This window comes from Kitasatospora sp. NPDC056273, from assembly GCF_042268845.1.
In the GTDB taxonomy this organism is placed as follows: domain Bacteria; phylum Actinomycetota; class Actinomycetes; order Streptomycetales; family Streptomycetaceae; genus Kitasatospora.
In genome coordinates this window covers 62,120-73,939 of the sequence record NZ_JBHJSJ010000004.1, presented here as the reverse complement: position 1 = coordinate 73,939, position 11,820 = coordinate 62,120, and the positions used below count along the sequence as shown (strand labels likewise).

Genomic DNA, 11,820 nt, shown 5'->3' with positions numbered 1-11,820 from the left:
GGTGGGCATGACCAGGGACCCGGACGGGCTGCTGGAGCTGCTGCCCCAGTGGCACCGGCTGCGGGACGCCGACGCGGGCGAGCCGCTGCGCGCCCTGCTGGCCGTCATCGCCGAACAGGTGGACGTCGTCCGCGGCGGCGTCGACCAGGGCTACCAGGACTGGTTCGTGGAGACCGCCGCCGACTGGGCCGTCGCCTACCTCGGCGACCTGGTCGGCTACCGGATCCTGCCCGGCTACGAGGAGGTGCTCGCCACCGGCCTGCACGGCGAGGCCTCCGCCGAGCGGATCGCGGCCCGCGACCGGCTCGCCGCCCGGCTGGCGCCCCGCCAGGACGTCGCGAACACGGTCGCCAACCGCCGCCGCAAGGGCACCCTCGCCCTGCTGGAGGAGCTGTCCGCCTCGGTCGCCGACTGGCCGGCCCGCGCCGTGGAGCTGTCCCGGCTGCTCGCCGGCACCCAGCCGGTGCGGCTGCTGCGCCCGGACGAGGAGCCGGCCGACCGGCAGCGGCTGGGCCGGGGCCGGCTGGTCGACGTCCGGCGCGGCGCGGCGCTGGACCTGCTCGGCGGGCCCTTCGACGGCCAGGCGCACACCGTCGACGTCCGCCGGGCCGCCTCCCCGCGCCGCCAGGGCGGCTACACCCCGGCCGGTGTCGCCCTGTACGTGTGGCGGCTGAAGCCGTACCCGGTGACCCGGGCGCCGGCCTACTGCGTCGACCGGGCCAGGAACCTCTTCACCTTCTCGGTCCTCGGCAACGACGCCCCGCTGGTCACCCGGCCCGAGCCGGGGCCGGCCGGCGCGCACCCCGCGACGGCCGACACCGTGCCGGCCCCGATCCGGCGCCGGCAGCTGGCCGAGCGCACGGCCGACTACTACGGGCCCGGCAAGAGCTTCGCCATCTGGCGCGACGGCTCCCAGGAGCCCGTCCCGCCCGCCGAGATCGTGGTGGCCGACCTGACCGACTGGACGTATCGGCCCAAGCGCGGCCAGGTCGCCGTCGACCCGCTGCTCGGCCGGATCGCCTTCGGCGCCCGCTCCGCCCCGCGCCGCGGCGTCTGGGTCGACTACCACTACGCGTTCGGCGACGACACCGGCGGCGGCGAGTACCCGCGCGACCGCCCGGAGGCCCGGCACCGGACGCTCTACCAGGTCGGCCCCGGCCGGCCGTTCGAGCGGATCAGCGACGCGTACGAGCAGTGGCGCGCCGACCAGCGGGACGGCACCGCGGGTGGCTCCGCCGTCATCGAGATCACCCACAGCGGCGCCTACCAGGAGCAGTTGGACTTCGACCTGGAGGCCGACGACCGGCTCGAACTGCGCGCCGCCGAGGGCACCCGGCCGGTGATCCGGCTGCTCGACTGGTACAGCAACCGGCCGGACGCGCTCAACGTCCGGGGCACCTGCGCGGGCGGGCGGCTCGTCCTGGACGGCCTGCTGGTCACCGGTCGCGGGGTCAACGTCACCGGGCCGCTCGCCTCCGTCACCCTGCGGCACTGCACCCTGGTGCCGGGCTGGTCCCTGGAGCCGCACTGCGAACCGCACGCGCCGCAGGAGCCCAGCCTGGTGCTGGACCACACCACGGCCTGCGTCCGGATCGAGCGCAGCATCCTGGGCACGATCCAGGTCGTCGGCGACGAGGTGGACGACGACCCGCTGGAGATCCACCTGGCCGACAGCATCCTGGACGCCACCGGCCCGGACCGTCCGGCGCTCTCCGGGCCGGACTGCGAGCACGCCTACGCGGTGCTGCACGCGCACCGCTCCACGGTGGTCGGCGAGGTGCACACCCACGCGGTGCGGATCGCCGAGGACAGCGTCTTCACCGGCCGGATGCGGGTGGCCCGCCGCTCGCTCGGCTGCCTGCGGTTCTGCTACGTGCCCCCGGGCTCGCGCACCCCCCGCCGCTACGAGTGCCAGCCCGACCGGGTGCGCTCGGCGGTGACCGAGCTGGTCGAGCGCGGCGAGCTGGACCCGGTGCGGGCCGAGCGGCTGCGCGAGACCGAGGCGCAGCGGGTGCGCCCGCTCTTCACCAGCCTCCGGTACGGCACGCCCGGCTACGGCCGGCCGGCCGCCGGTTGCGCGCCGGAGATCACCCGCGGCGCCGAGGACCGCTCCGAACTGGGCGCCTTCCACGACCTGTTCCAGCCCCAGCGCGAGGACAACCTGCGGGCGCGGCTGGCCGAGTACACCCCGGCCGGCACCGACGCCGGCCTCTTCTTCGCCACCTGACCGACCCTGAGCAACTCCCAACCAGCTAAATACCGTTGACTGTGAGAGGGACCCCGTGCACGCAGACTTCTCGCGCCTGACCTTCCGGCCCGGCAGGCACTACTCCGCGGTGCTGACCCAGCAGGGCCGGGTCCAGCTCGACGCCGACGCCAACGAGCAGGCCGCGATCGAGCGCCACCAGCTGCGCACGCTCGCCACCGACCTGATCGGCCGGCGCGGCGGGCCCGCCGGCGCGGCCGGGTTCGCGATCGGCTACCTGCCGGGCAACCACGACCTGGACGACCTCGCCATCGGCGGCGGCCGGTACTACGTGGACGGCGTCCTGTGCGAGGCCGACCGGCCCGGGCCCGGCACCGCCGTGCCCGACGACGGCGTCTGGGGCGCCGAGACCCGGGAGGCGCCCGCCGGCTGGACGTACTGGGACCAGCCGGACGCCTACCGGGACCAGGAGCGCCCCGGCGACCGGCTGCCCGACGCATTCCCGTTCCTGGTCTACCTGAAGGTCTGGGAGCGCAGTGTCACCGCCGTGGAGGACCCGGAGATCCGCGAGGTCGCGCTCGGCGCGGCGATGCCCGACACCGCGGCCCGGGCCAAGGTCGTCTGGCAGGTACTGGCCCTTCCCGCCTCGGAGTTGAACGTGCCGGACGGCGGTCCGTCCCGGGTGCTGGAGGCCTTCGACGCCTGGGCCGCGCCCCGCGAGCGGCCCTCCTCCTGGCTGGCCGCGCGGGCCCGGCGGCCGGAGCGGGCCGGCGAGGACCCGTGCCTGGCGCACCCCGAGGCCGGCTACCGGGGCCCGGAGAACCAGCTGTACCGGGTGGAGGTCCACCACGGCGGATCGGCGGAGGGCGGCGCCACCTTCAAGTGGTCCCGGGAGAACGGCTCGGTCGTCCTCCCGGTCGCCTCGGTCGAGGGCGTCTGGGTCGCCCTGGACACGCTGGGCGACGACGACAAGCTCGGCCTCTCGGTGGGCGACCGGGTCGAGGTCGCGGACAGCGCGTACGTCAGCCGGGACGAGGCGGCGAACCTGCTCCAGGTGGAGGAGATCGACCTGCCGGGCCGCCGGGTCCGGCTGTCCGCCGAGCCGGTCCCCGGGGTCGGGCGGCTGGCCGAGCTCCACCCCTTCCTGCGCCGTTGGGACCACCGGGAGGCCCGCGGCCGGGACGCCCTGCCCCTGGCCGGCGGCGCCCTGCAGCTCGCGGAGGGCGCCTGGCTCGACCTGGAGGACGGCGTCCAGGTGTACTTCCGGCCCGGCGGCGCCTACACCCGGGGGGACTACTGGCTGGTCCCCGCCCGCACCGCCACCGGGTCGGTGGAGTGGCCGCGGAACGCGGCCGGGGAGGCGCTGCTCCAGGAGCCGGCCGGGGTGCGGGTGCACCACGCCCCGCTCGCCTGGGTGAAGGGCCCGACCACCGTCGTCGACCTCCGCCAGACCTTCGCCCCGCTGACGGCCACCGCCCGCTCCGAGATCTGATCGGCCGGGGCGCGACGGCGGGCGCGGCAGGGCCGTCGGCGTCCTCGAGCCGAGGGCCGCGGGCCCGGGTGGGGGCGTCGACGGCGAAATGGGAACCGGCCACGCCCCCCACCCGCGCACATCGGTCACCCCACCGATACGTCGCGGACATTCCCGGTGTTCGCGGTGTTCGTGGTGCTTCCGGTACCCCCGGTGTTCGCGGTGTTCACGTGTTGTCCGAATGGTGGTCGGGCTTTTTGACATCCTCCTTATCGTCATACATTCTTCTCGGCATGTCTGACCGTCACCCGATCACGTGCGCCGCCATCGAGCTGGCGCTGATCGGCGTGGCCGCGCACTGCGTTTCCGACAATCTCTGTCGCTGAATCCGCCCTGTCCCGACGCGTTTAGCGGTGATCGCCGCGTCGGGGCGTCGCCCCCTGCTGCGGGCGCGGTGCCGCTCACTTCCCCAGGCCTCACTGTCGCCCGCCTTCCTCCGTACACCATCGGTAGCGAAAGGCCCCCTTTCCGATGTCTCGAACCACCACCTTCACCCCTCGCCGCCTCGCCACGGCGACCGTCACCGTCGCACTGGTCGTCGGGCTGGCGGCGTGCGGACCGAAGGCCGACGGCGGTGGAGGCTCCGGCAAGGACGCCGCGCCGCAGCAGGGCGGCACCCTCACCGTCCTCAACCAGAACCCGCAGGACCAGTTCGACCCCGCGCGGCTCTACACGTCCGGCGGCGGCAACGTCCCCTCCCTGGTCTTCCGCACCCTCACCACCCGCAACCGGGCCGACGGCGCGGCCGGCACCAAGGTCGTCCCGGACCTCGCCACCGACATCGGCACCCCCTCGGAGGGCGCGACGGTGTGGACGTACCACCTCAAGGACGGCCTGACGTTCGAGGACGGTTCGCCGATCACCACGGCCGATATCAAGTACGGCATCGAAAGGTCATTCGCCCCCGAACTCTCGGGCGGCGCACCGTTCCTGAGGGACTGGCTGGTCGGCGCCGCGGACTACCAGGGCCCGTACAAGGACACGCGCGGTCTGGACGCCATCGAGACGCCGGACGAGAAGACCATCGTCTTCCGTCTCAACAAGCCCGAGGGCGACTTCCCGTACCTCGCCACCCAGACGCAGTTCGCCCCCGTCCCGAAGGCCAAGGACACCGGGACGAAGTACCAGGAGCGCCCCGTCTCCTCCGGCCCCTACCAGGTCGTCAAGAACGAGAACGACGGCGCCCACCTCGTCCTCAAGCGCAACCCCAACTGGTCGGCGGCGACGGACGACCAGCGCAAGGCGTACCCGGACACCATCGACGTGCAGTCCGGGCTCGACCCGGCGGTGATCAACCAGCGGCTCTCCGCCGGCACCGGCGCCGACGCGGCCGCCGTCACCACCGACACCAACCTCGGCCCCTCCGAGCTCGCCCAGGTGAAGGACGACAAGTCGCTCGCCGCGCGCGTCGGCACCGGCCACTTCGGCTACGTCAACTACCTGGCGTTCAACCCGAAGGTCAAGCCCTTCGACGACCCCAAGGTCCGGCAGGCCGTCGCCTACGCGATCAACCGCACCTCGGTCGTCAACGCGGCCGGCGGCTCCTCGCTCGCCGAGGCCGCCACCACCTACCTGCCCGCCCAGGAGACCTTCGGGTACACGCCGTACGACCCGTTCCCGGCCGGTGCCACGGGCAACCCGGCGAAGGCCAGGGAGCTGCTGAAGGAGGCCGGCTACCCGGACGGCCTGACCATCACGCTCACCCACTCCAGCGCCACCGGCAAGGGCTACGGCCCGGACCTGGCCGCCGCCGTCCAGGACGGTCTGAAGGCCGCCGGGATCACCGTCCAGCTGGAGGCCCTGGACTCCACCCGGTACTCCAAGACGATCCACACCGTCGGCACCGAGCCCGGCCTCTTCCTCTCCGGCTGGGGCGCCGACTGGCCGTCCGGCGGCCCGTTCCTGGCCCCGATCTTCGACGGCCGGCAGATCGTCACCGACGGCTACAACTTCAACTCCGCGCAGCTGGACGACCCTTCGGTGAACGACGAGATCGACCAGATCAACAAGATCACCGACCACGCCGAGGCCGCCAAGCGCTGGGGCGCCCTGGACAAGCGGATCGGCGACCAGGCCCTCACCGTCCCGCTGTTCCACCCCGTCTACAAGCGGCTGTCCGGCAAGGACGTCCGCAACATCGTCATCAGCGACTGGACCGGCGTCCTCGACATCTCCCAGGTCGCGGTCAAGTAACGGACGGGACCGGACGGATCGATCGGACAACCATGGCTCCACAGCAACCCCGAGCCGGGGAGGCCCCCGCGGCCTCCCCGGCCGCCGGGGGACCACAGGTGTGGCGGCGGCTGCTCGCGCGGCGCGCCACCCTCACCGCCGGCCTCGTCATCGTCCTGCTCGTCCTGATCGCCGCGGCGGCACCGCTGCTCAGCGCGATCGAGGGCCAGGACCCCACCAGCTACCACAACGACCTGCTCGACTCGGCGGCCGGCGGGGTGCCCACCGGCTCCTTCGGCGGCGTCAGCGCCGAGCACTGGCTCGGCGTCGAACCCGGCACCGGGCGGGACGTGTTCGCCCGACTGGTGCACGGCGCCCGGATCTCGCTGCTCGTCGCCGTCGGCGCCACCCTCGTCCAGGTCGCGATCGGCGTCCTGCTCGGCCTCGCCGCGGGCCTCGGCAACCGGTGGCTCGACCAGCTGATCGGCAACACCACCGAGGTGATGCTCGCGCTGCCCACGCTGGTCTTCGCCATCTCGCTGATGGCGGTCGTGCCCCCCGGCTTCCCCCGCCCGCTGCTGCTGACCCTGGTCATCGGGCTGCTGGGCTGGGCCGGCACCGCACGGGTGGTCCGGGCGCAGACGCTCAGCCTCCGGCAGCTCGACTACGTGGCCGCGGCCCGGCTCGCCGGCGCCACCCGGTGGCGGATCGCCCGCCGGGAGCTGCTGCCGTCCCTGGCCGCGCCGGTCATCACCTACGCGGCGGTGCTGCTGCCGTCCAACGTGGTCGCCGAGGCCGGGCTGTCCTTCCTCGGGGTGGGCGTCAAGCCGCCGACCTCCTCGTGGGGCCAGATGCTCTCCGGGGCGACCACCTGGTTCCGCGCGGACCCGATGTACGTGCTGCTCCCCTCCGCGCTGCTGTTCACCACCGTGCTCGCCTTCACCGTGCTCGGCGACGCCGTCCGCACCGAGCTCGACCCCCGTGCGGCCTCCCGGCTGCGGGTCGGTACGGCGCGCGGCGGCTCCGGTCCGTCGAAGGCCGGCCCCTCGGGTGCCGTTCCGTCGAACGCCGGTCCGTCGAGCGCGGGCCGGGGCCCCTCCGAGGAGGCCACCGCATGACCCGCTTCCTGCTCCGCAAGGCCGTCGGCATGCTCGGCGTCCTGCTCGTCCTCTCCCTGGTCGTCTACGCGATCTTCTACATCGCCCCCGGCGACCCGGCCCAGCTCGCCTGCGGCGAGAAGTGCAGCCCCGCCCAGGTCGCCCAGGTGCGCGAACGGCTCGGCCTCGACGCGCCCGTCTACCTCCAGTACGCCCACTTCCTCCAGGGCGTCGTCGCCGGCCGCGACTTCAGCGCCGGGACGGGCCTGCTGCACTGCCAGGCGCCCTGCCTGGGCATCTCCTACCGCAGCGGTGAACAGGTCACCGACATGATCACCGCCCGGCTCCCGGTGACGGCCTCGCTGGCGCTCGGCGCGATGGTGCTCTGGCTGGTCCTCGGGGTCGGCACCGGGCTGGTCTCCGCGCTGCGCCGGGGCCGGCTCAGCGAGCGGCTGCTGACCGCGCTGACGCTGGCCGGCAGCTCCATCCCGGTCTTCGTCATCGGCCTGGTGCTGCTCATCGTCCTGTGCGCCCAGCTCCAGTGGCTGCCGTTCCCGAGCTACGTGCCCCTCACCGAGGACCCGCAGCAGTGGTTCTGGGGACTGCTGCTGCCCTGGGTCTCGCTCGCGCTCATCGAGTCCGCGAAGTACGCCCGGCTGACCCGCTCCTCCATGCTGGAGACCCTCGCCGACGACCACATCCGGACCTTCCGGGCGTACGGCGTCAGCGAGCGGCACCTGGTGACCAGGCACGCGCTGCGCGGCGCGCTCACCCCGGTGATCGCGCTGACCGCCATCGACCTCGGGACGATGTTCGGGTCCGCCGTGCTGACCGAGTCGCTCTTCGGCCTCCCGGGGCTCGGCAAACTGCTGGTCACCTCGGTCGGCCTGATCGACCTGCCGACCGTCGTCGGCCTCACCCTCGTCACCGGGTTCTTCGTGGTCCTCGCCAACGTCATCGCGGACGTGCTCTACGCGGTGACCGACCGAAGGGTGGTCCTGACGTGAGCGCCGGAACCCTGAGCCCCGAGCCCCGGGGCCCGGAGCCCCTGCGCCCCGGCCCCCGGGGCTCCGAACCCCTGGCCGCCGAAGCCCGGGGCGAGGCCCTGGTCGACGTCCGGGACCTGGTCGTCGACTTCCCGGTCGGCGACGGCCACGTCCGCGCCGTCGACGGCGTGGGCTTCACCCTGGAGGCCGGGCAGGCGCTCGGCATCGTCGGCGAGTCCGGCTCCGGCAAGAGCACCGTCGCCTACGGACTGCTCGGCCTGCACCGCGGCACCGGCGCCCGGATCGGCGGCTCGGTGCGGGTCGCCGGGGTCGACGCCGTCACCGCCGAGGGCGACGAACTCCGGCGCCTGCGCGGCGGGTTGGCCGCCATGGTGTTCCAGGACCCGCTCTCCGCCCTCGACCCGTACTACGCGGTGGGCGACCAGATCGCCGAGGTCGTGCGGGTGCACCGGGACGTCTCCCGCCGGGCCGCCCGGGCCCGGGCCGTCGAGGTGCTCGACCGCGTGGGCATCGCCGACGCCGCGCGGCGCTCGCGGTCGCGTCCGCACGAGTTCAGCGGCGGCATGCGCCAGCGGGTGCTGATCGCGATGGCCCTGGCCTGCGAGCCGCGGCTGCTGGTCGCCGACGAGCCGACGACCGCGCTGGACGTCACCGTCCAGGCCCAGATCCTGGACCTGCTGCACGAGTTGCGGGCCGAGACCGGCGCCGGGCTGGTCCTGGTCACCCACGACCTGGGCGTGGTCGCCGGGAGCGTCGACCGGGTGCTGGTGATGAAGGACGGCCGGGCGGTGGAGCACGGGCCGGTCGCCGAGGTGCTCGGCGCTCCGCGCGAGCCGTACACCCGCGCGCTGCTGTCGGCGGTGCCCCGGGTCGACGCGCCCGCCGAGGCGGCCAGGTCGACCGGGCCCGTCGGGGACGAGGTGCTGCTCGAAGCCGTCGACCTGCGCCGGGAGTTCGCCACCCGCGGCGGCCTCACCCGGCGCACCGGCCCGGTGACCGCCGTGGACGGCGTCTCGCTCACCGTACGGGCCGGCGAGACGCTGGGCGTGGTCGGCGAGTCCGGTTCCGGGAAGACCACGCTCGGGCGGATGCTCGTCCGGCTGCTGGAGCCGACCGGCGGCCGACTGCACTACCGCGGCCGGGACATCGGAGCGCTCGGGGAGAAGGAACTGCGCCCGATCCGGCGGGAGTTGCAGATGGTCTTCCAGGACCCGGTGTCCTCGCTCAACCCGCGTCGCAGCATCGGCGAGTCCATCGCCGACCCGCTGCGCATCGCCGGGGAGAGCGACGAGCGCCGCATCCGCAGCCGGGTCGGCGAACTCCTCGAACGCGTGGGGCTCGACGCCGACTGGTACCACCGCTACCCGCACGAGTTCTCCGGTGGGCAGCGGCAGCGGGTCGGCATCGCCCGCGCGCTGGCGCCCCGACCGCGGCTGATCGTCTGCGACGAACCGGTCTCCGCGCTGGACGTCACCACCCAGGCCCAGGTGGTCGAGCTGCTGGGCGAGTTGCAGCGCGACCTCGGCCTCGCGCTGGTCTTCATCGCCCACGACCTCGCCGTGGTCCGGCAGGTGAGCGACCGGGTCGCGGTGATGCGGGCCGGGCGGATCGTGGAACAGGGCGACGCCGACACGGTGTACGACTCCCCCCAGCACGCCTACACCAAGGGCCTGTTGGCCGCCGTCCCGGTCCTGGACCCGGCCGAGGCGACCGCCCGCCGCCACGCCCGCCTGGCCTCCGCCGGCGCCTGACCGTCGACTGCCCGGCCCGGGTCGCACCTCGCGGGGTGCGGCCCGGGTCGGGCAGTCGCGTACAGGTTTATGACGAATCATCAGTTGGTCTTGGTGGCCCGGGAGTTGGCGCCTTCACCCGCGCGGCCTTCGTCCCGGCCCTCGACCAGGACGGCGGGCTCCAGCGGCGAGGCGATCTCCTGCGGCCCGCTGCGGGACGCCCAGTCGCGGATGCCGAGCACCACCATCACGAAGAAGATCCCGTAGACGATGCCGGAGAAGTACAGCTCGGAGTGGACCGCGAGCGGCACGCCCACCAGGTCGACGGCCAGCCAGACGAACCAGAACTCCACGTAGCGGCGGGCCTGGCTGTACATGGCGAGGATCGAGCCGACGAAGATCCAGGCGTCCGCGAGGACCATCCACCACGGCGCCCCGGGGTAGAACGAGGCGTCCGTCCCCTTCAGCACCGCGCCGAACGCGGCCGTCCCCGCCACCATCGCGGCCGCCAGCACGGCGCGTTCCCGCCACGACGCCCAGCGGACGTTGATGGTGCCTTCCTGCTCGCGGCTGCGCTTCCAGGTCGCCCAGCCCCAGGAGGCCGAGACGATGATGACGATCTGCCGGGCGGCGTTGCCGCCGAGGTGCACGTTCAGACTGGCGACCAGCAGCAGCACCGAGCCGAGGATCTGCACCGGCCAGGCCACCAGCGAACGCCGCAGGGCGAGCCAGACGGTGGCGAGCGCCAGGATGTTGCCCAGGAAGTCGGACCAGTAGACGGGGAGGCCGAAGAAGTCGAACTGCTCGTTCAACCAGTGGAACGCGCTCATGACTCACACCTTTGTTCGTGCGGAGCGAGGTGGGGGAAGGGGCGGTCGGCCCCGCCGAAGCGGGGGGTGCGGGGCCGACCGGGCTCGTGGCGCGGGACGCGCGGTCCCGGGGGAAGCGGGGGCGCGCGCCGGGCAGGTGAAGGACGGTGCGAAGAGGTGGTGCGGGCGGATCAGAAGAGAACGGTTCAGGAGAGAACGGTTCAGGAGGGAACGGTTCAGGAGGGAACGGTTCAGGAGGGAACGGTTCAGGAAAGGACGGTTCAGGAGAGGACGGCGAGCACGTGCCGTCCGTGCTCGGAGTCCAGCAGGGCCTCGGAGCGGCGGACGTCCTCCCGGGCGGCGAGCAGCAGCTCGTCGACGGAGGCGAACCGCTCGGTGCCCCGGATCCGGGCGACGAACCAGAGCTCGACGCGCTCGCCGTACAGGTCGCCCGGGGTGTCGTGGCAGTACACCTCGGTGTGGATCTCGGAGGTGTCGCAGAAGGTGGGGTTGGTGCCGACGCTGATCGTCGCGCGGTGCACGGTGCCGCTCGCGCGGCGGGCCAGCCAGCCGCTGTAGATCGCGGGCGGCGGGGCGGGTGTGCCGGGGTCGGGGGCGATGTTGGCGGTGGGGAAGCCCAGCCCCCTCCCCCGGCCGGCACCGTGCACCACGGTGCCGGACAGGGGGGCCGTCGGGGTGTCAGCCATGGGGGGTGAGCTCACGGAACTGGCTGGTGTGGAAGACCAGCGGCTCCACTCCGGGGAACAGCTCGACGGTGAGCAGTTCCAGCAGGACGATCTCGTGGTCGCCGCCGTCGTACACCGCGTGCATCCGGGCGGTCAGCCAGAGCGCCGCGTCGTGGATCAGCACCGCGCCGCCCGGCGTGGCCTGCCAGCCGGTGCCGTCGAAGCGGTCGCCCGCGCGGGAGGCGAGCCGCCGGCAGAGCGCGCCCTGGCCGCGGCTGAGCACGCTCAGCCCCAGCTCCGGAGCCTCCGTCAGCCGGGGCCAGGTGGTGGAGGTGCGGGCCACGCTGACCGCGACCATCGGCGGCTCCAGCGAGATCGACACGAAGGAGCTGACCGCGAGCCCGACCGGTTCGCCGTCGCGCAGCGCGCCGAGCGCGACCACCCCGGTGGGGTAGGCCCCGAACGCCTGGCGCAGCGCCGCGCCGTCCAGCTCGGCCCGGTCGGGCCGCTCCGCGGCGGTCGCCGCGGCCGCGGTCGGGTGGTGGGCGGGAGTGACCATGGTCGTCGCCGTCCTCTCGTCGC

General features: G+C 73.8%; 10 protein-coding genes. 7 read left to right on the top strand and 3 right to left on the bottom strand.

Annotated elements, in window-relative coordinates; genetic code table 11:
* Positions 1-7: 7 nt before the first annotated feature.
* From ACFCY1_RS05035 to ACFCY1_RS05005, 7 genes are all read left to right on the top strand, one after another.
* Positions 8-2,227 (top strand): hypothetical protein, encoded by a 2,220-nt coding sequence (locus ACFCY1_RS05035; protein WP_375873551.1) that lies wholly within the window; start codon positions 8-10, stop codon positions 2,225-2,227.
* A 55-nt stretch (positions 2,228-2,282) separates the two neighbouring features.
* Complete coding sequence (locus ACFCY1_RS05030; RefSeq protein ID WP_375873550.1) at positions 2,283-3,698, top strand: DUF6519 domain-containing protein; 1,416 nt, start codon at positions 2,283-2,285, stop codon at positions 3,696-3,698.
* A 272-nt stretch (positions 3,699-3,970) separates the two neighbouring features.
* The gene (locus ACFCY1_RS05025) at positions 3,971-4,063 is read left to right on the top strand and encodes an Ms4533A family Cys-rich leader peptide (protein WP_310593099.1); all 93 of its coding nucleotides are present in this window, start codon (positions 3,971-3,973) and stop codon (positions 4,061-4,063) included.
* A gap of 145 nt (positions 4,064-4,208) precedes the next feature.
* Positions 4,209-5,930 (top strand): ABC transporter substrate-binding protein, encoded by a 1,722-nt coding sequence (locus ACFCY1_RS05020; protein ID WP_375873549.1) that lies wholly within the window; start codon positions 4,209-4,211, stop codon positions 5,928-5,930.
* Between the two features lie 32 nt (positions 5,931-5,962).
* Positions 5,963-7,027, top strand: a complete 1,065-nt coding sequence (locus ACFCY1_RS05015; protein ID WP_375873548.1) for an ABC transporter permease — start codon at positions 5,963-5,965, stop codon at positions 7,025-7,027.
* Positions 7,024-8,013, top strand: a complete 990-nt coding sequence (locus tag ACFCY1_RS05010; RefSeq protein WP_375873547.1) for an ABC transporter permease — start codon at positions 7,024-7,026, stop codon at positions 8,011-8,013. Before ACFCY1_RS05015 ends, ACFCY1_RS05010 begins: the two co-directional genes overlap by 4 nt.
* 71 nt (positions 8,014-8,084) lie before the next feature.
* Positions 8,085-9,764 carry an ABC transporter ATP-binding protein gene (locus ACFCY1_RS05005; protein WP_375873687.1) on the top strand — a complete coding sequence of 560 codons (1,680 nt, stop codon included), beginning with the start codon at positions 8,085-8,087 and terminating at the stop codon, positions 9,762-9,764.
* 80 nt (positions 9,765-9,844) lie between these two features.
* Here ACFCY1_RS05005 and ACFCY1_RS05000 read toward each other — a convergent pair whose 3' ends face one another.
* The 3 genes from ACFCY1_RS05000 to ACFCY1_RS04990 all read right to left on the bottom strand — a co-directional run bounded on the left by ACFCY1_RS05000 (position 9,845) and on the right by ACFCY1_RS04990 (position 11,797).
* Positions 9,845-10,573 (bottom strand): nicotinamide riboside transporter PnuC, encoded by a 729-nt coding sequence (locus ACFCY1_RS05000; RefSeq protein WP_375873546.1) that lies wholly within the window; start codon positions 10,571-10,573, stop codon positions 9,845-9,847.
* Between the two features lie 260 nt (positions 10,574-10,833).
* Positions 10,834-11,259 (bottom strand): riboflavin kinase, encoded by a 426-nt coding sequence (locus ACFCY1_RS04995; protein WP_074006036.1) that lies wholly within the window; start codon positions 11,257-11,259, stop codon positions 10,834-10,836.
* Entirely contained in the window at positions 11,252-11,797 is a 546-nt protein-coding gene (locus ACFCY1_RS04990; protein ID WP_375873545.1) for a flavin reductase family protein, read from the bottom strand. The genes ACFCY1_RS04995 and ACFCY1_RS04990 overlap by 8 nt, the downstream gene beginning before the upstream one ends.
* Between the last annotated feature and the right edge of the window lie 23 nt (positions 11,798-11,820).